The sequence below is a fragment of the Jeotgalicoccus sp. FSL K6-3177 genome, assembly GCF_038050175.1.
GTDB classification, from domain to species: Bacteria; Bacillota; Bacilli; order Staphylococcales; family Salinicoccaceae; genus Jeotgalicoccus; species Jeotgalicoccus nanhaiensis.
The window spans coordinates 1,719,211-1,745,739 of the sequence record NZ_JBBOSK010000001.1 but is presented as its reverse complement, the minus strand read 5'-3'; the positions used below and the strand labels follow the sequence as shown (position 1 = coordinate 1,745,739).

General features: G+C 38.1%; 32 protein-coding genes and 2 tRNA genes. 25 read left to right on the top strand and 9 right to left on the bottom strand.

Features of this window, described 5'->3' with window-relative positions; genetic code table 11:
• Positions 1 to 15 precede the first annotated feature (15 nt).
• From MHH58_RS08745 to yhaM, 4 genes are all read left to right on the top strand, one after another.
• On the top strand, positions 16 to 366 hold the full coding sequence (locus tag MHH58_RS08745; RefSeq protein WP_115883947.1) for a YlbF family regulator: 351 nt from the start codon (positions 16 to 18) through the stop codon (positions 364 to 366).
• A 90-nt stretch (positions 367 to 456) separates the two neighbouring features.
• Entirely contained in the window at positions 457 to 1,641 is a 1,185-nt protein-coding gene (locus MHH58_RS08740; protein ID WP_341345678.1) for a metallophosphoesterase family protein, read from the top strand.
• Positions 1,642 to 1,648: 7 nt separating this feature from the next.
• Positions 1,649 to 4,576, top strand: a complete 2,928-nt coding sequence (locus tag MHH58_RS08735; RefSeq protein ID WP_341345677.1) for an AAA family ATPase — start codon at positions 1,649 to 1,651, stop codon at positions 4,574 to 4,576.
• A 12-nt stretch (positions 4,577 to 4,588) separates the two neighbouring features.
• Positions 4,589 to 5,527, top strand: coding sequence for a 3'-5' exoribonuclease YhaM (gene yhaM / locus MHH58_RS08730; RefSeq protein ID WP_135099000.1), 939 nt, complete (start codon positions 4,589 to 4,591; stop codon positions 5,525 to 5,527).
• Positions 5,528 to 5,782: 255 nt separating this feature from the next.
• Here the strand turns inward: yhaM and MHH58_RS08725 are convergent, their stop codons facing one another.
• The 3 genes from MHH58_RS08725 to MHH58_RS08715 all read right to left on the bottom strand — a co-directional run bounded on the left by MHH58_RS08725 (position 5,783) and on the right by MHH58_RS08715 (position 7,882).
• Entirely contained in the window at positions 5,783 to 6,904 is a 1,122-nt protein-coding gene (locus MHH58_RS08725; protein ID WP_341345676.1) for a foldase protein PrsA, read from the bottom strand.
• 111 nt (positions 6,905 to 7,015) lie between these two features.
• Positions 7,016 to 7,399: a YtxH domain-containing protein gene (locus MHH58_RS08720; RefSeq protein WP_341345675.1), complete on the bottom strand. Its 384-nt coding sequence runs from the start codon at positions 7,397 to 7,399 to the stop codon at positions 7,016 to 7,018.
• Between the two features lie 51 nt (positions 7,400 to 7,450).
• Complete coding sequence (locus MHH58_RS08715) at positions 7,451 to 7,882, bottom strand: HIT family protein (RefSeq protein ID WP_341345674.1); 432 nt, start codon at positions 7,880 to 7,882, stop codon at positions 7,451 to 7,453.
• Positions 7,883 to 7,971: 89 nt separating this feature from the next.
• On the opposite strand from MHH58_RS08715, the gene MHH58_RS08710 reads away from it, so the two are divergent.
• Positions 7,972 to 8,712 (top strand): ABC transporter ATP-binding protein, encoded by a 741-nt coding sequence (locus tag MHH58_RS08710; RefSeq protein WP_341345673.1) that lies wholly within the window; start codon positions 7,972 to 7,974, stop codon positions 8,710 to 8,712.
• Positions 8,702 to 9,904 carry an ABC transporter permease gene (locus tag MHH58_RS08705; RefSeq protein ID WP_341345672.1) on the top strand — a complete coding sequence of 401 codons (1,203 nt, stop codon included), beginning with the start codon at positions 8,702 to 8,704 and terminating at the stop codon, positions 9,902 to 9,904. The genes MHH58_RS08710 and MHH58_RS08705 overlap by 11 nt, the downstream gene beginning before the upstream one ends.
• Here MHH58_RS08705 and MHH58_RS08700 read toward each other — a convergent pair.
• Positions 9,901 to 10,440 carry a hypothetical protein gene (locus MHH58_RS08700; protein WP_135098990.1) on the bottom strand — a complete coding sequence of 180 codons (540 nt, stop codon included), beginning with the start codon at positions 10,438 to 10,440 and terminating at the stop codon, positions 9,901 to 9,903. The genes MHH58_RS08705 and MHH58_RS08700 overlap by 4 nt on opposite strands.
• Before the next feature lie 174 nt (positions 10,441 to 10,614).
• On the opposite strand from MHH58_RS08700, the gene hemE reads away from it, so the two are divergent.
• The 9 genes from hemE to MHH58_RS08655 all read left to right on the top strand — a co-directional run bounded on the left by hemE (position 10,615) and on the right by MHH58_RS08655 (position 19,719).
• Positions 10,615 to 11,640, top strand: coding sequence for a uroporphyrinogen decarboxylase (hemE, locus tag MHH58_RS08695; RefSeq protein ID WP_115883957.1), 1,026 nt, complete (start codon positions 10,615 to 10,617; stop codon positions 11,638 to 11,640).
• Between the two features lie 7 nt (positions 11,641 to 11,647).
• The gene (gene hemH / locus MHH58_RS08690; protein ID WP_135098987.1) at positions 11,648 to 12,565 is read left to right on the top strand and encodes a ferrochelatase; all 918 of its coding nucleotides are present in this window, start codon (positions 11,648 to 11,650) and stop codon (positions 12,563 to 12,565) included.
• A 17-nt stretch (positions 12,566 to 12,582) separates the two neighbouring features.
• Positions 12,583 to 13,956, top strand: coding sequence for a protoporphyrinogen oxidase (gene hemY / locus MHH58_RS08685; RefSeq protein ID WP_341345671.1), 1,374 nt, complete (start codon positions 12,583 to 12,585; stop codon positions 13,954 to 13,956).
• A gap of 72 nt (positions 13,957 to 14,028) precedes the next feature.
• Positions 14,029 to 15,021, top strand: a complete 993-nt coding sequence (locus tag MHH58_RS08680; protein ID WP_341345670.1) for a lipoate--protein ligase — start codon at positions 14,029 to 14,031, stop codon at positions 15,019 to 15,021.
• 252 nt (positions 15,022 to 15,273) lie between these two features.
• Entirely contained in the window at positions 15,274 to 15,960 is a 687-nt protein-coding gene (locus MHH58_RS08675) for a FadR/GntR family transcriptional regulator (RefSeq protein ID WP_341345669.1), read from the top strand.
• Entirely contained in the window at positions 15,953 to 16,888 is a 936-nt protein-coding gene (locus MHH58_RS08670; protein ID WP_341345668.1) for an HpcH/HpaI aldolase/citrate lyase family protein, read from the top strand. Before MHH58_RS08675 ends, MHH58_RS08670 begins: the two co-directional genes overlap by 8 nt.
• Positions 16,881 to 18,083 carry a CaiB/BaiF CoA transferase family protein gene (locus MHH58_RS08665; RefSeq protein ID WP_341345667.1) on the top strand — a complete coding sequence of 401 codons (1,203 nt, stop codon included), beginning with the start codon at positions 16,881 to 16,883 and terminating at the stop codon, positions 18,081 to 18,083. Before MHH58_RS08670 ends, MHH58_RS08665 begins: the two co-directional genes overlap by 8 nt.
• Positions 18,084 to 18,104: 21 nt before the next feature.
• Positions 18,105 to 19,463, top strand: coding sequence for a TRAP transporter large permease subunit (locus tag MHH58_RS08660; protein WP_341345666.1), 1,359 nt, complete (start codon positions 18,105 to 18,107; stop codon positions 19,461 to 19,463).
• 16 nt (positions 19,464 to 19,479) lie between these two features.
• On the top strand, positions 19,480 to 19,719 hold the full coding sequence (locus tag MHH58_RS08655; RefSeq protein ID WP_341345665.1) for a hypothetical protein: 240 nt from the start codon (positions 19,480 to 19,482) through the stop codon (positions 19,717 to 19,719).
• 107 nt (positions 19,720 to 19,826) lie between these two features.
• On the opposite strand, the gene MHH58_RS08650 is transcribed toward MHH58_RS08655, so the two are convergent.
• Positions 19,827 to 20,024, bottom strand: coding sequence for an IDEAL domain-containing protein (locus MHH58_RS08650; RefSeq protein ID WP_341345664.1), 198 nt, complete (start codon positions 20,022 to 20,024; stop codon positions 19,827 to 19,829).
• A 211-nt stretch (positions 20,025 to 20,235) separates the two neighbouring features.
• On the opposite strand from MHH58_RS08650, the gene MHH58_RS08645 reads away from it, so the two are divergent.
• The 3 genes from MHH58_RS08645 to MHH58_RS08635 all read left to right on the top strand — a co-directional run bounded on the left by MHH58_RS08645 (position 20,236) and on the right by MHH58_RS08635 (position 21,126).
• Positions 20,236 to 20,829, top strand: a complete 594-nt coding sequence (locus MHH58_RS08645; protein ID WP_341345663.1) for a competence protein ComK — start codon at positions 20,236 to 20,238, stop codon at positions 20,827 to 20,829.
• A 130-nt stretch (positions 20,830 to 20,959) separates the two neighbouring features.
• A tRNA-Asn gene (locus MHH58_RS08640) sits at positions 20,960 to 21,034 on the top strand.
• Positions 21,035 to 21,037: 3 nt separating this feature from the next.
• Positions 21,038 to 21,126, top strand: a tRNA-Ser gene (locus tag MHH58_RS08635).
• Positions 21,127 to 21,200: 74 nt separating this feature from the next.
• Here MHH58_RS08635 and MHH58_RS08630 read toward each other — a convergent pair.
• From MHH58_RS08630 to MHH58_RS08615, 4 genes are all read right to left on the bottom strand, one after another.
• Positions 21,201 to 22,280 (bottom strand): tyrosine-type recombinase/integrase, encoded by a 1,080-nt coding sequence (locus tag MHH58_RS08630; RefSeq protein ID WP_341345662.1) that lies wholly within the window; start codon positions 22,278 to 22,280, stop codon positions 21,201 to 21,203.
• 11 nt (positions 22,281 to 22,291) lie between these two features.
• A complete protein-coding gene (locus MHH58_RS08625) occupies positions 22,292 to 22,741 on the bottom strand; it encodes an ImmA/IrrE family metallo-endopeptidase (RefSeq protein ID WP_341345661.1) in 450 nt (149 codons plus the stop codon).
• Between the two features lie 99 nt (positions 22,742 to 22,840).
• Positions 22,841 to 23,287, bottom strand: a complete 447-nt coding sequence (locus MHH58_RS08620; RefSeq protein ID WP_341345660.1) for a hypothetical protein — start codon at positions 23,285 to 23,287, stop codon at positions 22,841 to 22,843.
• Between the two features lie 7 nt (positions 23,288 to 23,294).
• On the bottom strand, positions 23,295 to 23,654 hold the full coding sequence (locus MHH58_RS08615) for a helix-turn-helix domain-containing protein (protein ID WP_341345659.1): 360 nt from the start codon (positions 23,652 to 23,654) through the stop codon (positions 23,295 to 23,297).
• 277 nt (positions 23,655 to 23,931) lie between these two features.
• Between MHH58_RS08615 and MHH58_RS08610 the strand changes: the two genes are divergently transcribed.
• The 7 genes from MHH58_RS08610 to MHH58_RS08580 all read left to right on the top strand — a co-directional run bounded on the left by MHH58_RS08610 (position 23,932) and on the right by MHH58_RS08580 (position 26,473).
• On the top strand, positions 23,932 to 24,129 hold the full coding sequence (locus MHH58_RS08610) for a helix-turn-helix transcriptional regulator (protein WP_341345658.1): 198 nt from the start codon (positions 23,932 to 23,934) through the stop codon (positions 24,127 to 24,129).
• A 22-nt stretch (positions 24,130 to 24,151) separates the two neighbouring features.
• The gene (locus tag MHH58_RS08605) at positions 24,152 to 24,925 is read left to right on the top strand and encodes a phage regulatory protein/antirepressor Ant (RefSeq protein ID WP_341345657.1); all 774 of its coding nucleotides are present in this window, start codon (positions 24,152 to 24,154) and stop codon (positions 24,923 to 24,925) included.
• Positions 24,926 to 25,270, top strand: a complete 345-nt coding sequence (locus MHH58_RS08600) for a hypothetical protein (RefSeq protein ID WP_341345656.1) — start codon at positions 24,926 to 24,928, stop codon at positions 25,268 to 25,270. It begins immediately after the preceding gene.
• 121 nt (positions 25,271 to 25,391) lie between these two features.
• Positions 25,392 to 25,895 carry a helix-turn-helix domain-containing protein gene (locus MHH58_RS08595; protein WP_341345655.1) on the top strand — a complete coding sequence of 168 codons (504 nt, stop codon included), beginning with the start codon at positions 25,392 to 25,394 and terminating at the stop codon, positions 25,893 to 25,895.
• Entirely contained in the window at positions 25,896 to 26,123 is a 228-nt protein-coding gene (locus MHH58_RS08590) for a helix-turn-helix domain-containing protein (RefSeq protein WP_341345654.1), read from the top strand. It begins immediately after the preceding gene.
• Positions 26,124 to 26,285 carry a hypothetical protein gene (locus MHH58_RS08585; protein WP_341345653.1) on the top strand — a complete coding sequence of 54 codons (162 nt, stop codon included), beginning with the start codon at positions 26,124 to 26,126 and terminating at the stop codon, positions 26,283 to 26,285. It begins immediately after the preceding gene.
• On the top strand, positions 26,279 to 26,473 hold the full coding sequence (locus MHH58_RS08580; RefSeq protein ID WP_341345652.1) for a hypothetical protein: 195 nt from the start codon (positions 26,279 to 26,281) through the stop codon (positions 26,471 to 26,473). The genes MHH58_RS08585 and MHH58_RS08580 overlap by 7 nt, the downstream gene beginning before the upstream one ends.
• The last annotated feature ends 56 nt before the right edge of the window (positions 26,474 to 26,529 follow it).

The following is a 26,529-nucleotide window of genomic DNA, read 5'->3' as shown; positions in this document are numbered from 1 at the left end:
AGGAGTTTTATATTAATGGTTAATGTATACGATCAGGCGAATGCACTTGAAAGTGCACTGCGCGAATCAGAAGAATTTCAGCAAATGAAGGAACTTTACAGCAAGGTTAACGAAGATGCTGAATCAAAAAAATTGTTTGATGATTTCAGAGATATTCAAATGACATTACAGCAAAAACAAATGCAGGGCGAAGAACTTTTAGAAGAAGAAATTCAAAAAGCTCAAAACTCGGCGCAGGAAATTGAAAATGATGAAAATATTAAAGGTTTAATGGAAGCTGAACAGAAAATGAGCCAGCTGATCCAGGACTTAAACCGTGTTATCATGAAGCCTATCGAAGAGCTTTATGAAATTAACAATCAATAAACAGAAAAATTAGTTGAGAGGCCGTGCCGGCCTCTCTTTTTTGTTATAATGTTGAAGAATAGAGTTTTTTCTGAAGGAATGGTGAATCTAATGGTTAAATTTATCCATGCGGCAGATTTGCACCTGGACAGTCCGTTTAAATCCCGGTCCAAGATGCCGAACAATATACTGGAAATTTTAATGACAAGTACATATAAAAGTGTCACCCGGATGATTGATTTTGCAATTAAAGAGAGTGTGGATTTCCTTCTTATCTCAGGAGATGTATTCGATCAGTCGAACCGTTCTTTGAAATCTGAAATATTCCTTAAAAAAGAATTTAACAGATTAAAAGAAAAAGGCATCTTCGTTTATATGATCCACGGAAACCACGATCCGATTTCCTCCGGTTTTAAAACGACGTGGCCGAATAATGTGTCGGTCTTTAAAGAGAATGTTGAAACTTATGAAATGCTGAGCTCGAAGGGTGAACGGGTTTATCTGCACGGTTTCAGCTACCTGCTGGACGAATCCTATGAAAACAAACTGGATGAGTATCCGACAAATACAGATAACCGGGGTATTCATATCGGTATGCTGCACGGAACGTATGCAAAAACAAAGTACGATGCTAAGCGCTATACAGAATTTAATCTGGAAGCACTGAACAGCAAGCTGTACCATTACTGGGCGCTCGGTCATATTCATGTCCGGTCGCAGCTGGCGGATTTACCGCAGGTTCATTATTCAGGCAACATCCAGGGGCGTCATAAAAATGAAACCGGCGAAAAGGGTTTTCTCCTTGTCGAAGGGGACGACGTTTCTTTATCGGCAAACTTTGTTCCGGTACAGGAAGTGGTTTTTGAAAATCTTGAACTGGATACAAATTCACTGAGGAAAGAAGAGCTGTATCAGCAGATTGTTGAATTCAAACAGAGTCTGAGAGAGAAGAGCAAGTACATTGTTAATCTTCAGCTGAACTATGACGGAGAAGATGAAATTTCTCAAAGCGACTATAATGAACTGATCGAACTGCTCCAGGAAGATGAAGTGAATATTTCTGAATTCGTCTGGATTGATAATATTAATGTCTCATATAATAATGAAGAGCAGATAGCATTGCTGAAAGATATTAAAACGAGTTACTCAGATAATGAAGAGTTATTCAGAAGTGCGGTTAATACGATGTATATGGATCCGAACATTAACCGTTATCTGCCGCCAATCAGTGAAGTATCGCCGGGCGAACTTCTCAAGATGGGTGAAGATCGTCTAAAAATGTTGATGAGGAAGTAGTGAAATTATGAAAATCTTATCAGTAAATATATACGGCTACGGTAAAATTATTAAACAGGAATTTAATACAAATCAGGATTTCATTCAGATATTCGGTGAAAATGAAGCCGGCAAGTCGACTATGATGTCCTTTATTCATTCTGTGCTGTTCGGTTTTCCAACGAAAAAGGAACAGGAGCCGCGCCGTGAACCTCGTATGCATAACCTTTACGGCGGCAGGCTGACAGTAAAATTTAAAGATGAACCGGAACCCGTGGAAATAGAGAGACTAAAAGGAAAAGTCCAGGGCGATGTGAAGGTGTACTTTAAAGATGGTACAACTAAAGGTGAGGAATGGCTCACTAAAAAAATGAATTATATAGACAAACGTACATACCGTTCTATATTTTCGTTCGATGTGCTCGGACTTCAGGATATTCACAAAAATATGACTGAAGACAAGCTGCAGGAATATCTGCTCCGTGCAGGAGCGCTCGGCTCCCACGAATACGATGAGATGCTGAATGCCATCGACAAAGAACTTAAAATGCTGTACAAGAGAAACGGCATTAACCCGGTTATTAATACAGAGCTTCAGGATTTGAATGATTTAAGCGAAAAAATCCGCGGGCTTGAAAAACATGAAGAAGAATATAAAACGTTTATTAATGAGCAGGTTAAAACGCTCGAAAGCTTAAATTCCAAAAAACATGCACTGAATCAGATGGAAATGATCCGCAAGCAGAAAATGAAAGAAGTCATGTATCATAAAGATATTAAAGACTGGAAGGCGCTTGAGAGCAAGCTTAATATCGAACCGGTCAACTTCCCGGAGCGCGGAATCGAACGTTACGAATCACTGCGTAACCATGTTAAACAGACGGCCAAAGATATCGGTCTCCGTCAGGAGAAACTTAAAACACTGATTGCTGAAATACAGCATGTGAAGCTCCCTGATAAAAATATGATCAGCTATCTTGAAGCACTGCAAAAAGAAGAACCCGAAATTAAGCAGCAGAACATGGAAGCTGTACGTTTATCAAACTCGGCAGCAAATCTTGAAAATGAGATTTTAAATCTGCAGAAAGACATCGGCTGGCAGGAAGAGCACCCGGATGTCGACGATTCGAATATCGTTCGTGAGTCCGTGCAGTCACTGCTGTCGAAGTACGATGAAATTATGCTGGAAGAACAGTATTTAATTCGTGAGATTGATCATTTGAGAGCAGATATTAAACAGCTTGATGCCGAAATTGAAGAGTCGGAACGCAATCAGATTGACGATGGCAGAATGAAAAAGAAACGCGAAGTGCTGGATCGTGAATTCGAACTGGTTGAAAAGAAACGCATGTATCAGCTGATTGAAAAAGATTACGAACGCGAAAAACGCGAACGTGACAGAGTAAAGAACTGGCAGGCAGCGCTGATTATTACAATCAGTATTATCGCAATAGCGATCGGTGTTATGTTTATTATCAACAACAGCTACTTATACGGCGGCCTGTCGCTTGCTGTAGGTGCTGCGGCACTGTTTATACTGGTTATTACGAATAACCGGGAGCAGGATACGCTGAAGACCGACTATCAGCAGGAAGTTGATACGCTGCAGGATGAAATTAATGCACTTAAAAGCGAGTACGATATCAATTTTGATATCGACGATGCAAAAGACCTGCGACAGCAATTGAAAAACCTGCGTGCGAAACGCAATTCATTTTCGGTTAAATTGGATGATCTGAAAGAAACGCTGTCAGTGAATGAAGCAAATCAGGATCATTTGAATACACAGCTTGCTGAAGTGAAACAAAATTTAAAAGTGAATCCTGAACTTGACGATAAATATATCGTCGATGCAATATACACAATACGCCAGATTAAACAGAAGCGTCATCAGATCAGCCGCGAACAGCAGGAACTTGATAACATTACGCAGAAGCTGAATGATTTTGATACACGTGTCAGCGAAGAAGTGAGCGCGTTCGGTATTCATTATAAGCAATCTTCCATCTTCCATGAAGCGGGGCAGCTGTCGTCGAAACTCCAAAAAGATGAGGCGATGTATTACAACCTCAGAGAACAGGCGGACCTTCTGGAAAATGAAATTACAGTACTGGAAGAGCGGAATGCAGCATCGCAGCGTGAGCTGAATCAGCTTCTGGATTATGTGGAGGCGGACGACGAGGAAGAATATTACTATTACGCGAGAAAACACAGCGAGTATATAAACAATGTCAACCGCTTTAAAGAACTAAGCGACAAACTGGATGAAGAACACTTCGACTATGACCTCAGAAACGAGCTGTCGGGCCGTCTCTTAGCAGATTTGAAAGCGGATGAAGATAATATCGGTGCCCAGCTTGATAATCTGAATGAGCAGATTCAGCTGGAACAAGAGGCACTGGTTAAAATCAACAATGAAATCAAGCTTCTGGAAAGTGACGGCAAGCTGAGTGAACTGAACCACCTCTACGGTATGCGTAAAGGCGTTGTGCAGAGTCTGGCTGAAGAATATATGTCCCTGACATACATTCGTATCTTAATTGAGACGCATATTAAAGCCATCAAAGATGAGCGTCTGCCGATAGTAATAGAAGAGGCGAGGGAAACATTTGAATTTGTAACGAAAGGCCGTTATATTAATGTCATCTACAGTGACGAAGGCATTTTCGTGAAACATAAAAATGGACAGGTCTTCCATCCGCTTGAACTGTCACAGTCGACCAAGGAAATGCTGTACATCAGCTTGCGTCTAAGCCTTATCAGAGCACTAAAAGGCTACTATCAGCTGCCGATTATTATCGACGATGCATTCGTCCATTTCGACAGCGAGCGTACGAAAACGATACTTGATTACTTTAGAAGTAAGTCAGACGACCAGGTACTGTACTTTACATGTAATTTAAATACGAGTATTCCATCTGCTCAAACAATCAAACTAAAAGAAAAAACGAAGTAGGAGGGTTCAGTAATGAATAATATTTCATCATTACAGCCTGGAGATTCAGTGGATACATTCTTCTTAATTAAACGCAGCCAGCAGGGTGTCACAACTCAGGGCAAACCGTACATGACAATCGTGCTGCAGGATAAAACAGGAGAAGTCGAAGCGAAACACTGGAATGTTACGCAGAAAGATATCGATGTACTGTTGCCGGAAACACTTATTAAAGTTAAAGGTGATATTATCGATTACCGCGGCAAAAAGCAGATGAAAATTGCAAACTTCCGTCTTGCGACACCTGAGGACGGGCTGGAAGCGAAAGATTTCGTAGAAAAAGCACCGATTGACGGCGATGAACTGTACGATAAAATTTTAGACTACTGCCTGAAAATCGAAAACGGCAGTCTGCAGCGCATTACGCGCCAGCTGCTGACTAAATACCGCAAAGAATTCTCGTACTATCCGGCAGCGATGACAAACCACCACGACTTTGTGTCAGGACTCGCATACCATGTATATTATATGCTCCGTGTAGCTGATTCTTTATGCGACATTTATCCGACGCTTAACAGAAGTCTGTTATTCAGCGGAATTATTCTGCATGATATCGGCAAGGTTAAAGAATTGAGCGGCCCGATTGGTACGACATATACTAATGAAGGAAACCTGATTGGCCACATCGTGATTGCAACAGAGGAAATTACGAAAGTCGCAGATCAACTGAACATTGAAGGCGAAGAAGTAATGATACTGAAACACTTAATTCTGAGCCATCACGGAAAACTTGAATATGGTTCGCCGAAAGTTCCGATGATTAAAGAAGCGGAAATTCTGCACTTTATCGATAACATTGATGCACGTATTATGATGATGGACAAACATATTGATAAGGCGGATAAGGGTAAATTCACGGAAAGAATCTTCCCGCTTGAATCACGCAACTTTTATCGCCCGGAAAGCTTTTAATATAGTTACTATTGGTAGATCCTCGCAGAAATGCGGGGATTTTTTGTTTGATGGAATTGTAAAACGGGGGTGTCGGATTCACAACAGGAAAACGCCGTTGTAAACCGGAAGCGCTGGATTCACAACAGGAAAACGCCGTTGTAAACCTGAGGTTTCGCCTTTGAATCTTTGATGGAACTCGACGGTGAAACAGTGTGGTACTTCAGCAACAAAAAGACGCAAAGCCACAGGCTTTGCGTCAAGTAATATTCAGTATTATTCAGAGTCTTCTTCAGTATCTGCTGATTCTTCACTTTCCGATTCTTCTTCAGCATTTTCTTCAGTTGGAGCGCCTTCTGATTCTTCTTCAGCTGCAGCGTCTTCCTGCTGTGCGTTTTCCAGTGCTTCATCAGCGTTCAGGAATGTTTCTTCAATGTAAGATTGTATTTCTTCGTTTTCAAACGACACGTTGTATTCCTCTAAAAGATCACGGTAGCCCTGCAGTGCCTGGCTTGGGTCTTCCTTGATTTTCTGGTTTACAAGCTGTGTTTTAATAGTGTTTAATTCTTCTTCAGGTGTGTCTTCAAGAGACACATCTTCATTAAGAATGATGTGGTAGCCGAATTGTGATTCGACAGGTTCTGAAATCTCGCCAGGCTCAAGTTCAAATAGTGCTGTTTCAAATTCTTCAACCATCTGTCCTTCGCTTACATAACCGAGATCACCATTTTGCTGCGCACTGCCTGTATCGTCTGAGTTCTCAGACGCGAGTTCACCGAAGTCAGCGCCGTCATCAAGCTGTTTTTTTAAGTCATCAGCTTTTGTTTTTGCTTCTTCTTTAGTCATTGCCGCTTCGTCTTCTTCTCCATCAGATTCTTCAGCCTTATCTTCTTCGCCTTCTTCAGCAAAGGATACGAGGATGTGAGATGATTTTCTCACGCTGTCGAATGCTTCTTCATCAGTGATTTCAAAGTAATCAGCAAAATATAAGTCGTTTAATGCATTAGATACGCGCTGCTGCTTGTATGTATCGACAGTCATTCCCGGCTGTGATTGCTGGAGCATCATTGCGAAGTTTTCCTCGCCGCCGTACTGTTCAATTTCAGCATCGATCTGTTCATTAAGTTCATCCATATTTAGTTCTTCACTGTATTTATCAGTTAAAACTTTATCCAATACTAATTGGAAGGTCTGGTTTGCGACCTGATTTGTTCCAATCTGGTTCAGAACGTCATCAGCTGTAACATCTCCTGCGTCACTCGTAGCGAGAACGCTGCCGAATTCTACATCGCCTTCTTCTGTTGAAGCCGAATCTGTATTTTCTTCGCCATCATTGCTGCACGCAGCGAGACTTACTAAACCTAAACCTAATATAATTGGTGCTAATTTCTTCTTCATTCTCAAACTTCTCCTCCCGGTTGCATATACAAGGCATAATATATCATATAAAAAGGACGGTGCACAAACTTAAACACACCGTCCTGTAAAAATATTCTGTTTTTTTACCAGCTAGTTATTGTCGCTGTCTTCTTTTTTGTCTTCGCCTTTAGCTTCTGACATCGCAGTTTCAGCTTTATTGGAAATATTTTCTATATTGCCCTGCAGCCTTTCGATGTTCGGATTGATGTCTGCCTGGAAGTTTGAAATCATCGATTTTACCTCGTCACCAAGAGTGGAGAAGACTTCGCTTGATTCATGTTTCGTTTTAAGGAAAGAGTTTTTAATTTCTTCTCCTTCGATTTTAAGCTGGTCCATCTGCATTTTTAAATCACCGGAACCTCTTTTTAATGACTGCTGCAGTTCTTTTCCTGATTTAGGTGCATTTAAAAAGGATATGAGCATGCCGCCTGTAATTCCGACTGCGAATCCTACACCGATATTTTTAAGTTTCATATTCATTCACATCCTTTATCTCAAATATAATATACCCTGCTTTAATCTTAATTATTCATTTAATTTATTTTTAATTGCCGCTTCAAGATCGGAACGGATTTCAGGTGTGTTGTTCTCATCTTCAACACTGACCCATTTATATCCGAAGCCGTCGTGTTCTTCTTTGTAGCGCGGAATAATATGGAAGTGAAGGTGAAATACTGACTGCGAAGCATACGCGCCGTTATTCTGTACAACGTTTAAACCGTCAGGCTGAAACGCATCTCTGACTGCGGTTGAAACTTTAGTAATTACACTCATGAGTTTCGCGCCTGTTTCCTCATCAAGGTCAAAGATATTTTCAATCGGCTGTTTAGGTACGACTAATGTATGGCCTTTAACGATTGGGAAGGCATCCATAAATGCAATAACATCGGCATCTTCATATACAATGTTAGCCGGTATTTCTCTGTCGATAATTTTTTCAAAAATTGTCTTATTCATCTCAATATCCTCCATTAAAAACTTATGATATAGTTTTACTTAAGTATCAGTATACAAATAATTAGAATTATTTAAAAGGAAGTCAGACGATGGTATTAGAAATTAATCAGCTTACAGGCGGGTATTCAAAAGAGCCCGTCATTCACGATATCTCTTTTAATATAAAGTCCGGTGAAATTATCGGACTGATCGGTTTAAACGGCGCAGGCAAAAGTACGACGATTAAACACATTCTCGGCCTGCTCAGGCCGCACAGCGGCAGTATTAAGGTAATGAATACTGCGATTGAGACGGATGTTGAAGCCTACAGAAGACATATGGGCTACATTCCGGAATCTCCGATTCTCTATGAGGAACTGACGCTCCGGGAACATATCAATATGACGGCGATGGCTTACGGCTTGACTCCGGAAGAAGTGGAGTCGAGAAAAGGGCCGCTCCTGAAACGTTTTCGCCTCGAGGATAAGGAAGATACTTTTCCGAGCCACTTTTCAAAAGGGATGAAGCAGAAAGTCATGCTGATTTGTGCATTTATCGTAGAACCGGATCTCTATATTATCGATGAGCCGTTCTTAGGTCTCGATCCGCTCGGTATTGAATCATTGATTGAACTGATGATTTCAGAACGCGATAAAAACCGGTCCATTTTAATGAGCACACATATTCTAGCGACAGCAGAACGCTACTGTGACCGGTACATCATTATTGACCAGGGGCGTAAAATCGCAGACGGCACGCTGAATGAGCTGCGCGAGCTCACAGGGCTCCGTGAAGGGACGCTGGATGATGTGTACATCAGATTGACGGGCGGGAAGCATCATGAGCAGTAAACTGTTTAACACACGTATGGAGGAAGACGTAAAAATAAGAAGCTATTACGGTAAATTTATTTTTAACAGCCATTTTCTCGTCTTCCTGATGATTGCGGGCGGAGTGCTTCTTTATACGCTGCTTGGTTTAAGGGAAACGCTCAGTCCGAGTCTGTATATCGACACACTGTGTGCGCTCTTAATGGCAGCGGTCTTGCTGCCGAAGTACCGTACATTGCTGAAGGAGGCGGATATGCTGTTTCTGCCGCCGTATGAAAAAAGAATGACGGCCTATTTTAAGCGTGCGGATATTTACAGCCTGTCACTCGGTCTTGCCTTGCCGGCAGTTACATCAGTAGCAGTGCTGATTCTCCTTTCAATCGGTCACAATTTAACATCGATTGTCCTGTTTTTTTTAATGGCTGTTTTGTTATATTTCAGTGCCTTTAATATCAGACGTCTCTCAGTTAATACGGACTGGAAAAAGTGGGCTGTCACAGCAGCACTAATTATTATTAATTTTGTCTCGCTGATGCTGGTGCTGATTCAGCCTTACCTTATTACTTTAGGGCTTCTGTTCATCATTATATTCACCGTCATAATGAAGAAGAGTTCTTTTAAAACATTGTCTTGGCTGAATTATGTGCAATACGAAAAAGAAGCACTCCAGCAGTATTACCAGACAGTCAGTATGTTTACAAATGTTAAACGCATCGATAAGGCGTTTAAGAGAAGGCGTTTTCTCGATATACTGCTGTGGGAGCCGAAGGCGGAGAAATTCAATAAGAAATATATGTACGAATATTTATTTTACCGTTCTTTTATACGCGACCATGATCTGCCGATGATTGTGCTACGCATCATTATATTATTCTTTATTATCATGTTCTGGATTGGCAATCTGTACGTATCGTTAATCTTCAGCTTGTTCGGTATTTATTTAATCGTGCTTCAGATGTCGCAAATATATACAGCGCAGGCTTATCTCCTGTGGCCGAAAGTATGGCCGGTATCGAGAACTTATATCCAGGACAGCTATATCAGATATTCACACAAAGTCGTATTTGTAATTACACTGCTGTTTGCTGTTATGTTTACAATCACGCATCCTGACAAATTCTACTATGTGCTGGCTTTCCCGGTTTGGGGCTATATTCTTAACCGTGTCTTATCGAAAGCCATCTATAAAAAAGAAAGAGAACTCAGCGATTAATCGCTGAGTTCTTCTTTTTCTTCTTCAGTATATTCATTGTCATCAATATTGTAGTAAGTTTTCGATGATAAAAAGTCGCCGAACAGTGATTCTTCATTGCGGAATTTCTTTAAGGCATCGGATGTTAAGTATTTTTTATAAACATCAGTATGTTTAAAGTCATTGTAGATACTCATGTCTGCCCATTTAATCAGCACGATATAATTCTCATCACTAATATTCAGACCGGTTCTGAATGAAACCACACCGTTCGCTGCTTTTAATTCTTCAGAAAGATCGCTTAGGTGACCTCTCAGGGAATAAGTACCGTCTCCTGCAGCAGGTATATAAAACATTGATAATGGGAGCTCTTCATCAAGAGAACCCTGTTCATTCAATATTTTATAAGTCATATTCGTCGAGAAAATCGATTTTTCATTACTATCTTCATAATACAAAATTGCTTCCGGACCTCTTGCACTGATAGATACATGAGGATTATTTTTCTGCAGGGAAGAAAGATAATCAAGCGTTCCCGTAGTTGCGTGTAAATACACTGTGCTTCACCTCTTGTTTTGATATGTTAATCAGTATATACCTGAAATAACAGAATGTTAAACAAATCTCAAATAGAACGATTTTTTGACAACTTGACCGTAATTAATAATTGTTCTAAAGAATATGATAAAATGTATAAATGTATGAACATATAAATATTAGGGGGTACCACTGTGTTTAATGATACACTCATTCGAGCAGCACGCGGAGAAAAGACAGAACATACACCAGTTTGGTTTATGAGACAGGTCGGGCGTTCGCAGCCGGAATATAACAAAGTTAAAGAAAAGTATTCTTTAATCGAAATTACAAAACAGCCTGAACTCACTGCTTATCTCACGGCTACACCTGTAGACAACTATAATGTCGATGCGGCAGTACTTTATAAAGATATAATTACACCGCTCGCACCAATCGGTATTGATGTAGAAATCAAGGCCGGAGTAGGACCGGTAATACATAACCCTGTCCGTACTGAAAAAGACGTTGAAAATCTTGGAGAACTGGATCCGTTTAAGGATTTAGACTATGTATACAAAGCAATTCAGATTTTAACGCAGGAAAAATTGAATGTTCCGCTTATCGGCTTCTGCGGTGCACCATTTACTGTCGCGAGCTATATGATTGAGGGCGGTCCTTCTAAAAACTACCACCGTACGAAAACAATGATGTATTCGAACCCGGACTTATGGTTCAAATTAATGGATAAGCTTGTTGAAACGAGCATTACCTACCTGACTGCGCAAATTAAAGCAGGTGCAAGCGTGATTCAGATTTTTGATTCATGGGGCGGTGCGCTTAATAAAGCGGACTATAACTATTACCTTGCACCGGGCATGAAGAGAATTATCAGTGCAGTTAAAGCGCAAAATGTACCGGTTATTATTTTCGGTGTCGGAGCGAGCCACCTGGCAACAGAGTGGGATAAGCTCGGCAGTGACGTGCTCGGACTCGACTGGAGAATGTCGATTACTGAAGCGCGTGACTTAGGGATTACGAAAGCGCTGCAGGGTAACCTTGACCCGGCACTCCTGCTTTCGGACTGGTCAATTATAGAAGAACGCGCGAAGAAAATCGTTGAAGAAGGAAACAGAACAGGTCACATCTTTAACCTTGGTCACGGCGTCTTCCCTGAAGTCAGCCCGGACGTTTTAAAACGATTGACAGAATTAGTACACACACACAGTAAAGGATTGTGATTTTTAAATGGCAGAGAAAAAAGCACTATTAGTAATGGCATACGGTACGCCGTATAAAGAATCGGATATCGAGCCGTACTATACGCATATCAGACACGGCAGAAAGCCGAGTGAAGAAGCACTTCAGGATTTAAAAGACCGCTATGAAGCAATCGGCGGTATTTCTCCTCTGGCGGATACGACAGAACGCCAGGCGAAAGCTTTAGTTGACGCTTTAAACGAACAGAGCGATGATGAATTTGAACTGTTTATAGGTTTAAAACATATTCATCCTTTTATCGAAGACTCTGTGAAAGCAATCAGTGAAGCGGGTATTAAAGAAATATACAGCGTGGTGCTTGCACCGCATTATTCAAACTTCTCTGTCGGTTCATATAATAAACGTGCGGAAGAAGAAGCGGAAAAATACGGCCTTACAGTTAAATCTGTAGAATCATTTTATGAGCAGAAGCCGTTTATCGATTTCTGGGTTGATGCATTGGAAACAACTTTCGACCAGGAAATCCCTGCCGACGAAGCGGATAAAACTGCGATTGTAGTCAGCGCGCACAGCTTGCCGGAGAAAATTAAGGAACATAACGATCCTTACCCGGATCAGCTTGTGGAAACTAAAGATTTAATTAAAGCACGCTTTGACAAAGGCCATTATTTTGTCGGCTGGCAGTCGGAAGGCAACACACCAGATCCATGGCTTGGCCCGGATGTTCAGGACTTAACACGCGAACTGTACAACGAACATGGTTTCAAGCACTTTGTATACATTCCGCTCGGTTTTGTGTGTGAGCATCTGGAAGTGTTATACGATAACGACTACGAATGTAAAGTGGTAACGGATGAAATCGGTGCGGTATATCACAGACCGGCAATGCCGAATACAGATTCACGTTTCATTCAGGCTATGGTGAACGAATTAATTAAATTGTAATAAGAGAGGCGTTAAGAGTGAAAAGAGTAGCGATAGTAGGTGCAGGAATTACAGGGTTGTCTGCCATGCATTATCTGCTGAAAGAAGGCAGCGGCATGACAGTTGATTTATACGAAGCGTCGGACCGCGCTGGCGGCAAAGTCAATACTCATATCCGGGACGGCTATACGATAGAGCTCGGACCTGAGTCTTATTTAGCGCGTAAAGAAGTCATGACGGAACTCGCTTATGAAGTGGGGCTTGGTGACACTCTGGTCCGCAACCAGACGGGGCAGGCGTATATCTATGCAAAAAATAAACTGTCACCGGTGCCAAAAGGCACGATGCTCGGTGTACCTATGGAGTTGTCTCCGCTCTTAACGACAGATTTAGTATCCTGGACAGGGAAACTGCGGGCAGGACTCGATTTTCTAAAACCCGCCCTGCCGTTATATAAAGATATTTCAGTAGGAGAATTTTTCCGTGCGCGTTTCGGGGATGATCTTCTGGAACATATGATCGAACCGCTGCTGGCTGGGGTTTACGGTACAGATATCGACAAACTCAGCTTAATGTCGACGTATCCTAACTTCAAAGAGACCGAAGAAGAATACGGCAGCCTGATGAAAGGCCTGATGGCTGAGAAAAAAGATAAGGCCGCAGCTCCGAAGAAGAAAACCGGTGCTTTTCTGCAGTTTAAAGACGGATTGCAGTCGTTTATCGACCGGCTGGTCAGCGAAAACGAAAAACGCGGCGGCCAGATTCACTTTAATTTCGATGTCACTGCGATTGAAAAAACTGAAGACGGCTACGACCTTACAGCTGACGGCGGCACGCATCATTACGATGAAGTCATCGTCACGACACCGCACTTCCAGTACAAGCGCTGGTTTAAAGATAAAGAATTTGAGTACTTCAAGCATATGGAAGCAACGAGTGTTGCAACAGTTGTGATGGCCTTTGATGCCGAGCAGGTGAAAAATACGATTGAAGGTACTGGATTCGTAATCAGCCGCAATATGGATACATCGATTACTGCGTGTACATGGACGAATAAGAAGTGGGAACACTCGACACCTGAAGGCAAGGCACTGCTCCGCGCTTATGTAGGGCGTCCCGGTGACTTTATCGTCCATGAGAAGTCGGATGAAGACATCGTCCGTCTGGCACGGGAGGACCTCGATAAAATTATGGACCTCGACGGTGAACCAGAATTCACAATTGTAACGCGGATGATGAATGCGATGCCGAATTATTTTGTCGGACATAAGTATATTATTGATGATATTCAAAAATACACAGCAGAAAACTATCCGGGACTGCACTTAATCGGTGCCTCACATTATGCAGTCGGACTGCCGGATTGTGTGCAGACCGCAAAAGACACTGCAGAAAAAATATTGCATAAGTAAAAATATGATTTTAAGACCTGCTTCTATTATAATGGAGGCAGGTCTTTTATTATGTACCAGGGGGAAAATACAATGAAGTTTATTTCAAACAACGACATCAAAGATCCGATGATTAATCTGGCGATGGAAGAATATATACTAAGAGAAATTCCAACGGATGACTCTTACTTTCTGTTCTATGTAAACCAGCCATCGATTATTATCGGAAAAAATCAGAATACAATTGAAGAAATTAACGAACCGTACATTAGAGAACACGGCATTAAAGTGGTAAGACGCGTGTCGGGCGGGGGAGCAGTATATCACGACGAAGGCAACCTGAATTTCAGTTTTATTACAGAAGACGACGGTGACAGCTTCCACAACTTTAAAAAATTCACACAGCCGATTGTTGAAGCCTTAAAAGAAATGGGTGTGGACGCTGAACTGTCGGGGCGGAACGATATTGAGATTGAAGGCGGCAAAAAAGTCTCGGGGAACGCGATGTTTACACAAAAAGGGCGTATGTTCTCGCACGGGACTTTAATGCTTGAGAGTGATATTTCAGAAGTACAGAATGCCTTGAAAGTAAATCCGAAAAAAATCCAATCCAAAGGAATAAAATCGGTTAGTGCACGTGTTGGAAATATTAATGACTACTTAGATGAAAAAATAGATATAGAAGAATTTAAAGAAAGAATCCTTGCCAATATATTCGGCGGGCTGGAAAACGTTGAAGAATATAAACTGACAGACGACGACTGGGCGAAGATTAACCAGCTGTCTGAAGAAAAATATCAGACATGGGCATGGAACTACGGCAAAAACCCTAAATATAACTACGACAATTCCCACAAATACGATGCAGGATTGCTTGACGTGAGATTGGAAGTTAAAGGCGGCCGCATCGAACATGCGAAAATCTTCGGCGACTTCTTTGGCGTAGGAGAGGTAGTGGATATAGAAAATCTGCTGATCGGTGTGGAACACAACCGGGAGCATATTGAAGAAGCGATCAAAGATGTGGATATCAGCCACTATTTAGGACGGATTACGAGAGAAGAATTTTTAGATTTGATTTCATAATAATGAGATTTGGAGAGGCCGGCGCTGAGAAGCGCCGGTTTTTTTATCAGATAGATAATCTGTTTGGATTTTCATAGCATATTGACAAACTAAATATAGCAGATAATACAAATGTAAAAACAAAAAGGGAAGTCTAGATTTATTAATCAGATAATAAAGAAAATTTCAAATAATTATTGACAGAGTAAAAAAAGTGAGATAAATTACTGGTAGATTGGTTGGACCAGTTAGCTGGAAATATGGAGGGGAAAAATGAATAGAATTCTTAAAAGCGACCACTTATATGAGAAAGTCTTAGAGGTATTAATTGAATATTATGAGGAAGAGAAAATTCGAATCAATGAAAAGCTTCCCACAGAAAGAGAATTATCTGACACTTTATCAGTAAGTAGAAACACGATTCGTGATGCTTATAGATATTTAGAAATTAAAAATTATTTAATTACTAAATCTGGGGGAGGAAGAATATTAGTAAAAGCTCTGGATAAAAATATTTATAAAGCTGATGTTTTAACAGCATTAAGAGAAAATGAAATTAGAAACTTGTTAGAAATAAGAGAAATTCTTGAAGTTGGCTTGATAGATTATATATTATTACGTTCAACGAAAGAAGAACTTCTAAAACTCAAAAAAGAAATAGAAAAAAGTGGTTCAATTTATGATAGTGATTTTGACTTTCATATAGAGTTAGCCAAATTAAGTAAAAACGATGCTGCGGTAGAGTACTATAGACTCAATAAAGAAATGATAGAGTATATCAAAATTAAAAACTATGATGAGAATACTTATAATTATTATACTGTTCACGATGAACATTATAACATTCTTGAAGCTTTAATTAGTAATGACAGGGTTAAAGCTAGAGCTTTAATAAAACAACACTTGAGTAATATTTATAAACGTTTTTCTAATGATAATCAGGAGGATAAAAATGAATAACTTTGAAGTTATGAGATCTAGACTTATAATGCCAGCGAATAATCTTAAGTTCATCAGTAAAGCTAAATTTAGAAACGCGGATGCAATTGTATTGGATTTAGAAGACAGTGTTCCAATTGAAGAAAAATTAAATGCGAGAAAAAATATAAAAGAAAGCATTAAAGATGTAGGTTCAACGGGAAGCAAAGTATATGTTCGAGTTAATAATGACGAAAAATATTTAATGAATGAAATAGAGGCAGTTACTTGCAAAGATTTATACGGTATATATTTACCTGCTGTTCAAAATGAACAAACTATAAAAAGTATTGATGAAAAACTTACTATTATTGAAGAAAAGAAAGATCTTGAGAGAGGGTCTTTTAAAATTAGTATTGCAGTTGAGGATGCAGTGGGAGTTTTAAATATTGATAGTATTCTTTCATCATCACGTAGAATTGATTCAATAACATTAGGCAGTGAAGACTTTTCAGCTGATAGCGGGATTAAAATAGGTGACTCTACAAAGTCTGCATATATTAGTATATTTACTAATATTATATTGCATGCAAGGAAACATGAGGTTAAGCCAATGGGTTTAATTGGAAGTATTGCGAATTACAAAGATGAAGAAAACATGAAACGTATAGCTAAAATATCTTATGAACATGGGTTTGAAGGTGCAAGTTGTATACATCCGACAATGGTTGAAATTCTTAATGAACAATTTTCACCTGGGTTTGATGATATAAAGGAAGCAAAAAATATTGTTGATAATTTTGAAAGCGCTTTAAAAGAAGGTAAGGCAGCAACGACATATAACAATAGAATGATTGATTATCCTCATTATTATCAATCCAAAAAGTTATTGAATAAATATAACTCAATTAATAATCTTGAAGTGTTAAAAGATAACTTAAGAAATAAAAAGGAGAATTTTGATGCTTAATAACGAAGCTTTAAAAAATATTACTATACTTGACGTTTCTACAATGATTGCGGCCCCTTGGGCTAGTACACATTTAGCAGATTTTGGCGCAAGAGTAATTAAGGCTGAGCACCCTATACATGGTGATTCGTCAAGAAATTATGGTAAGAAAAAAGATGGTAAAGGAATATTTTGGAAAACTTTAAACAGAAACAAAGAATATATCACGTTAAATTTAAGTAAGAATGAAGGACAAAATATCTTCAAAAAATTATTACCTGAAGTAGATGTTGTAATTGAAAATTTTAGACCAGGTACCTTAGAAAGATGGAATTTGGGATGGGATGAAATAAAAAAAATAAATCCATCTATAGTTTTATTAAGAACTACTGGATTTGGTCAAGAAGGTCCGTATGCTAAGAGAGCTGGGTTTGGGACTGTAGCGGAAGGAATGAGCGGTTTTTCTTCAGTAAATGGATATGCAGATACGCCGCCCACATTACCAGGATTCGCACTAGCTGATGGTGTTGCCGGTATTTATGGTGCATTGTCTATAATGATTGCGCTAAATGAAAGAAATTTAAATGATGAAAATAAAGGACAAGTTATCGATATCTCTTTATATGAGCCTTTAATGAGATTGCTAGAGCCTCACATAGTAGCATATGATCAGCTGGGAGAAGTTGCATCAAGAGTTGGAAATGGAAGTATTTCAGTAGCACCGAGAAATGCATACAAAACTAAAGATAAGAAATGGGTTGCACTTTCAGGAGCAACACAAACTATTGCTGAAAATGTATTTAAAATAATTGATAGACCAGAATTAATAGAAGATGAAAAATTTTCTACTAATGAGTCAAGAGTTAGAAATGTAAAAGAGCTAGACGAGATTATCGGTTCGTGGATTAGTAAAAGAGATATGGATGTAGTTGTAGCTGAATTTGATAAAGCGGGAGCTGTTATAGGACCGATGTATGATGTAGAACAGTTATTTGATGATAGACATTATAAATTCAGAGAATCTTTTGTGGAGATAGAAGATGATGATTTTGAACAAATGCGAGTAGCAAATGTGAGTGCCAAATTTTCAAAGACACCTGGAAATGTAAAACATCTAGCTAAATCAAAAGGTTATGATAATACAAAAATTTATAAAGATTTGCTCGGTTACTCAGAAGAAGAGCTATTAGAACTTGAAAAATTAAATATCATATAATTTACTGAATAGGGGAGCGATATGATGGGAGCAGCAGTTTGGGCACTACTACTATACATATTACTAATTATTTTATGGGTAGTTGTGATAAAACGTAATATTGGTGAAGCAATGATATTGGGATTATTCTTTGTTGCATTATTTGGCGGGCGTGAGTTCTTCACATTAGTATGGGAAGGAATAAAATTTGGAGCAACACATGAAGTTTTATATGCAGCTATGTCCTTTGTTTTTATGGCACACCTTGTCGATAGAACAGGTCTTATTGAACGCATAATTAATATTTTAAACTCTCTGTTGGGTAGAATACCAGGAGGAGCAGGTTATGTTGATACAGTCGCATCTGCTATGTTTGGAGCAATTTCAGGTTCTGGTTCTGGTAATACAGCAGCGGTTGGAGCAATTACTATTCCATGGATGAAAAACTCTAATTGGAAAAGTCACCAAGCTGCTACAATTGCAGCAGGAAATGCAGGTATGGGGATAAGTATACCACCTAGTGGATCAATGTTTATTCTATTAGGGATGAGCGCCATTGGGGCTTTAGTAACAGAGGGGCAGTTATTTATTGCATTACTAATCGGTGGATTATATACATTAATCTATAGATTAATTTTTGTATTCTTTTACGTTAGATATCATAAAATCGGAAAAATAAGTTCTGAGGAAATGACTCCAATAAGAAAAGCGTTTAGAAGTGGATGGACTTCGTTATTAGTATTTTTAGGAATAGTAATTCCAGTAGTATTAACAATAGGACCTGTATCCGAGATGCTGATGAGTATTCCATCAATTGGGGAAGATGGGTTATCAGATATCTCCATTATATTATGGGTGCCAGTACTGATTATAATAATTAGTATATTAACGAGTTGGAAAGAGATACCCAAGAAACCCAAAGAAATTTATAAATTAGTAGAAGATTCTATCCCAGCTTTTGCTGTACTAGGAGTTATATTACTTTTTGCGTTTGCAGCAAGTTATGTACTTAATAATATTGGGTTAGGTGAACAGTTAGCGATGTTAATGGAAAATCTGAACTTACCACTGACGATTGTTATATTAATTGTTGGTTTATTGATTGTCCTAGTAGCAACACCATTAACCGCAACAGCGACAGTGACAGCTATAGGCTTAGTATCATTTGAAACATTGGTGGCAGCTGGTGTTGAACCAGTAGTTGCGCTCGTAGGAATTTTAATATTTGCATCAACAGAAGGGGCTACTGCTCCTGGAGCAGCTCCAATATTTATAGCTTCAGGAATAGCTAAAGCAGATCCGGTGAAAACTTTTATGCCATTATTAATTTTTTATGTTATTCCAATAGCAATTATTGGTTGGCTTGTTTTAATGGGAATACTACCGATACCAATAATATAAAAAGGAGGAAGTTCATTTGATTAATAAAATATTTAAATTTATCTTTGTAATTTCAACAATATTATATCTTAGTCTAGGCGCGGTGTTAGTTGCTTTACAAACAATTGGTTTATTAATTACAGACGGTGTGTTTATAACAGAAGTATATGAAATGATTACGCCATTTGCCTTTACATTATGTGCATTTGCAGCTGTAGTAGGATTTTTATTGAACTACATTGAGGGCAATGAAGTGAGTAGAGAAAATATGGAATAATTATTTATTAAATACTCAAACAAGATATTTTTAAATAAAATTAAAAAATAGGTCAGAAACACATTTATAAAGAAAATGTATTTCTGACCTTATACTATGTACATCATCTACAGTTCTTTTAGTAAATTAGTGTACTTTATGAATTTCTTTTCGTCTTTCTCGATGAGTGATTCTTCTATTTTTGCTCTATATAATTGTACATTAAAATGATACATGGATTCTTGCAAAACAAGATCTGCTGATAAGTCATTAATTGTGTTGATGAAGCCTCTTAATTGATTTGCAGGATAAACTGGTCTGCCCATATTGAATTACCCCTCTCGAAACTATCTTTAACCAGATTATATACCACATTCTCATTTAGGTCAATGATAATGAGAATCGTAAAATTGTTTTTTCTGATAATTAACTTTTAACATCTTATATTAAACAATAGACAACATTTTATATTAATAGTTAACATTTTAATTATTCTGTGTTATATTGATTGTAATGAAGAATACAGGGAGGGAAAGTATGAGCCGGCAGCATTATATTATTAATGATGAAACGATGTATATTGTAGCTAAGTCGCTCGGTCGCTATACAGAAAGTCTGATAGGGGAACTTTACGGAGAACCTATTGAATGTCTTTCTATACCTAATAAAGTTTTGGAGCACAACTGTAAATATCATTTTCAAACTTACGCATCACGTAAAGATTTAACGAGAAGTTTATCTGGTATACGTTCTAAGCATCCAATTATTTTAGACTTATTCGGTTCATATATATATTTCTGCACACATTCAGACCGAGTTAATGAAAACTGCTGGTTTAATCTACGATACATCGACAGTTATTATGATTATAATGGTAATACAAAAATTAAATTTGAAAATAATGAAGAAATGGAAATAGACATTTCCTACAGTTCTTTTAATAATCAGTATCTAAATGCTGTTAAATTACATTATAAATTTAATCTGGCTAAAGAAAAAACTTACCGCAAAGATGAAGCTTCGAAATTTTCTTATGAACAACAGCATCAGGAAATGCAGTATATTAACGAAGCTGCGAGAGAAACCTATATAAAATACATGCGAGGTATTGATCAAATCAATAAAATCTGACTATGATAATAGAAAAGGGATAGTTATTTATCAATGTTGTAAATTTAACTTAATAAATATTAAAATACTGTTGATTTAGTTAATATTCGTTGCTATAATGAATAATGTTCGATTGAAACATACATACTATTCCACAGTAGCTCAGTGGTAGAGCTATCGGCTGTTAACCGATCGGTCGTAGGTTCGAGTCCTACCTGTGGAGCCATATGGAGATGTACTCAAGTGGCTGAAGAGGTGCCCCTGCTAAGGGCATAGGTCGCATTGCGCGGCGCGAGAGTTCAAATCTCTCCATCTCCGCTAAACAAGGCTTAACCCCCGTGGTTAAGCCTTTTCTTTTTGTTGTGACCACGGAATGACCACGGATTGACACGCTATAGGTTCAAAATGGCTGATTTTTCTGTGCTAGGGTAAAGGTGACCATAGTATTTTTCAATCGTTGCTGTGGAACTATGACCCAGTCTTTTTCTTAAGGTGTCTCTATCCATATTCAATCTGTTAATACAATCACTTGCGTGTGAGTGTCTAAACTCATGTATCTTAATTGCCTTTAACTCATCAGTATTATCTAATATTTTGTGATATCTCACATCGACTTGTTTTTCTCCGATGGATTGATAAAATTTACCAAACACAACGTAATCATCTTTAAATACATTATTATTTTTGTACCAGTCTTTGTATTCCATTAATACCTGCATGACATGATCCGGAAGAAATACTTTACGACGTGACGACTTAGTCTTAGGTGTTCCAACCTTTCCGTTGTAGTTGTTTTTATTGATGTCTACATATCCTTCTATAAAGTTTACATCTTTCCATGTTAATGCACGCTGTTCTCCCTTTCTTAATCCGCTATAAAATAATAATTTAAAAAATGCCTTGTCATATATATCTTCAATTAAATTATAAAAGTAGTTGAATTCATTCAAGGTATAATAATCCCATTCAGTATATTCGTCATTTTCAATATTTCCAGCAAGAGAAGCTACATTCACTTTAACTTCATAGAATTTCATTCCGTGCTTAAGTACGCTACTTAAACATGTATGAACATCTTGTATATAACCTTTTCTGTACTTTTTTCCATTATGTTCTTTATTTAACATATGATCGTGAAATTCAGTAATGCTATGAGCATCCATTTCGTGGACATCTATATTTTGAAAAAAGGGAGTAATGTGGTTAACAAGGTAGTTCTTAATTGTTTTTATACTTGAAGGTTTTCTCCTATTCGAATACCACTTAAAATAATCATCAGCTAAGAAAGAAAAGGGTAATCCTGTAATAGGCTCGCCACTTTCTATATTTTTGAAAAATTGCTCCTTATGTTTTAGGGCATCTCCATATTTCTTAAAGCCACGCTTAGTATGATATTTTCTTTTACCGAATTTGTCTGTATATGAAACATTTACATAATAGGTTTCTCTATTTTCATCCTTATATATCGGCATCTATATCCCTCCTAAAATTGTAACTGTAAAACTTCTGCACGGTTTCTTAACATCTCTAATCTTTTTATTGAAATGTCCTCAGATACGCTAAAATGCGTCATTAAATCAATTGGTTCATACCATCCATTTTTAACAATTAGTTTTTCGGGTAGCTGCAAGAGTAGGGCAAACTTCTCAGCTTCTGCCTCTTGTAATTGGTTAAATGTACGTGGCATTTCCTTTTGATTGGTGGCATGCAGAAACATATGGCCAGCTTCGTGGCAGAATGCTTTAAACATCTCATGTCGCTTATCAAACTTTAAACCGATAATATCGACACCGGCTTTCTGAACATAAAAGTTAGATTGATGATTATATAAAATATGGACATCGAACATATAAGAGAGATGTTCTACTGATAAATCCATTACATCTAATATTGATAATTCAACGATTTCATTTACTCTATCTTCAATTCTCATGTGAAAACCCCTTAATTTAGAACATATGTTCGGTTTGAAGTTTAAAAAAGTACTGACCACCTTGAATGTGTTCATTCTTACCAGTGGTCAGCTGGTGTATTACTTATTAGCTATTTGTCTTAGCAACTTAATAATGTCTTCATTCTGGTCAATGATGACATCATTCTGCTTAATTAATTCATCATTCTGAGAAGCTAAAAGCATATTATGTTGCAACTGATTATTGTAGTAATTAAAAGAAGCTTGCTTTATTGGATCTAAAGTGGTGAAAAACCCCATAGTGTTTACAAATTTGTCAGAGCTGGAAGCAATTCTTAATTTCTCATAGGCATCTTGGGACACTTTGGAAGGGTTACTAAACCCTTGTTTTTCCATCGTCTTTTGAACTTTATTTGGGACATCCAATTCTTTGTCCTGCTGTCTTTTATTGCGTTCATAGTCATTAACTTCACGGAATGACACTTTCTTTTCATCTAATGAATCAAGTGAACTGAGTTCTTCTTTTGTATTTGTCGTTTCCCCTTTAGCAAACTTCTTCCAGTCCATAGGTCACCTACTTATCTTTATTCTTCTGTTTGTATGCAAGAAATTCGATTCTGTCATTAATCTCTTTTATCAATTCTTGCTTCACATCATCAGGTAGAGCATCAAATGCTTCTTTATCGTCAAACATGAACGCATCAAAATCATCTGATGGATCTTTAGGTTTTGGAGTCCTGCCCAGTAATTCTTCTATTGATATATCAAACATATCTGCGATAAGAGCTAAGTTGTCAGCACTCGGTTCATTCTTCTTATCATCAGTTCTTTCGTAGCGAGCATACGCTTGTGGTGATATATGAAGTTTGTCAGCAACTTGTTTCTGAGTCATGCCTGCACGTTTACGATAACGTTTCAAGTTTTGGGATAGCATGACAATACCTCTTTTCTAATTTTAATTATAGTTCAATTGTAAACTTTTAGTTGATTTTATTAAATATACGAAAAGTTGAATTTTATAGTTGAACTCAACTTTTAGTTGTGATATATTATATTTAAATTCAACTAAAGGTTGAATGAAGTTAGTTGTCGATATGAGGGATATTGAGCGAAAGCGGGCGATGATATGAGCTGCGCCATCAATACATAGAATGGTCATTGCGAGGAGATATCCTTGATATCGACAACTAACAGAAAGGAGGAGCATTGGTATGAGTGCATCACTCAAAGAAAAACGTAATGCTAAAGGTTTAACGCAAAGCGATATGGCTAAACTAATTGGTTGTAGCGAACAGTACTATAATATGATTGAAAATGAAAAACGTACACCTAGCGTCAAGACAGCAAAAGAAATCGGAAGAATACTCAACGTAGAGTGGGTAAATTTTTTTAAAGATAAAATCAACTAAAAGTTGAATTAGGAGGGATGGCATGAATCAATTAGCAGAAATACAAATCGAAAACAATGAAGATTTCGGACTTGTCGTAAGCAGCAGAGTAGTAGCGGAAGAAGTAGGTAAACGTCATTCGGATGTTTTGGCTCAAATTGAAAAGCTTTTAGAAAACGAAAATGTTCGTTCTCTGATTTTACCTAATCAATATAAAGTTGAGGGGCAAAATAGGAACTACAAAGAGTATTTACTCACAAAAGATGGCTTCACTCTATACATGTTCAACATTCAAGGGCATCAAGATTTCAAAGTGAATTACATCAACAAATTCAATGAAATGAAAGATGAAATAGAAAACAAAGTTAAAGCACCTGCGTTAATGAGTAGGAAAGAATTGTTGCAAATGGCGCTTGAACAAGAAGAAGAAAACGAAAAGTTAAGACTTGAAACTGAAATCAGCAGGCAACGCATTAGTGAAATGAAGCCTAAAGCAAGCTACTACGACAACATTTTACAAAACAAGAGCTTAGTTACAATCGGGCAAATTGCAAAAGATTATGGAATGTCAGCGCAGGCGCTCAACAAGTTACTGCACGATCTAAAAGTTCAATACAAACAATCTGGTCAATGGTTACTTTACTCAAAACACCACAGTAAAGGTTTAACACATTCAGACACGACAGAGATTGAACATAAAGATGGAAGCACATCCGTAAGAATGCACACCAAGTGGACGCAGAATGGAAGACTGTTTCTGTATGAATTACTCAAGCAAAACAATATCTTACCAATGATTGAACAGGAGGTTTCATAAATGTATTACGAAAATATTCCTTCTAAAGCGTTCGAGTTCGGAGTGATTACAGGAAAGTTGAAGTTTTTCGAGTATATGCGGCATAACATCGCGGACATTATTGATGAAGAAGGCGAAGAAGTCACTCTTGAAAAATATCTTCTCTCACTCGATGTAAAACTGGATATGGAGTTTGACTACTTAATAAGAGAAGTAGATAGAATACCTTTTTCTTTAATAGAAGATAACGACGAAATCGGTTTATCAAAAGATGAACTTTACACATTAAAAGAATTTGCAAATCCTAATCTGCGAGAAACCCAAAAGAGGAAAGGGTTCACAGTAATAAAAGGCGGTAAGGACTAGCGACCAACTAGCCTTACCAGATGAGTTATCAGTTATGCGACTAACTTAATTAACTCTATACACAGTATAGCGACCAATCGAATCAATTTTCAATATATAAAAAGTGACCGGAGGACAACAGATGTCAACAATTATTGCCAACTACAGACACAGAAATAACTTAACACAGCAACAAGTAGCCAACGAATTACACGTTGATAAATCATATATCAGCAGAGTCGAGAGCGGACAGAAACCTCTCACACAGATGATGTACAGCGCTGCACTGACTAACACGACAGATGCCAATTTGCTGAATGACGTGGCCTATGAAATGACGGGCGGACACACAATGCCAACACCATCAGATCATGTCTATGACGGACATCGGATGTCGTATGTATTCCGCATACAAAAGGAAATTAGCGAATTCATGGATGTGCTGCATCGCAACAGGCTAGATAAGCAGCCTGAACACTTAACGGCAGATGAACGTGAGGAGCTGCATCATATGATTTCTGAGTTGCAAGATGTGTTATTTGAAGGCACAGGATTTGTAAATCGTTTAATGCAGGACTATCAGCTTAAACCACAGCAGCTTAATCAAAACAGAGATGCCAAGTTAAAAATGGAAAGGAGAATATAAATGAAAAAGTTTTATCAACTGTACATTGCTCGGAACGAAGCAGGGGAATCTACTGCAGATGTTGGAAAGCTAATCGGACTCAGTAAAGCATCGTACTGGAATCGAGAAAATGCAATAACCAATTTTGATTTAGCAGAAGCATTTATTCTGGCACAGCACTATGGCAAAACAATAGAAGAATTGTTTCCGGAAATGGTGCATATGCTACAGGAAAAAGAGGTGTCATGAATGCTGACGGTTAGAGAATTGAAAGTATTACTCATCGCAGCAGCAGTGCTTATTGCAGTATATCTACCAATTTTGCTTTATCTAACAAGCGAAGCTTATTTGGAACAAGATCCAATGTATATCGAAATTTATGGGTTAAGTGAGGAGGGTGACGAATGGTGAAAAGTTTAGAAAGTCTAATAGATTCAGTAGAAGATATCGAGCTGCAGGAAGTAAAGCGAGATTTTGAAGAAAGTCAACGTGCCGTTATTAAAGCAATGAAGAAAATAGACCGTATTTATAACGAAGGCGGTTTATCCGTCGACGATTATCACTCCATTCAAGAGGAGTTGCAACATGCAGAAATCTAAAGTGACTATTGAAGAACTCTCAAAGCATGTGCCACAGATAATGAAAAAACGACCAG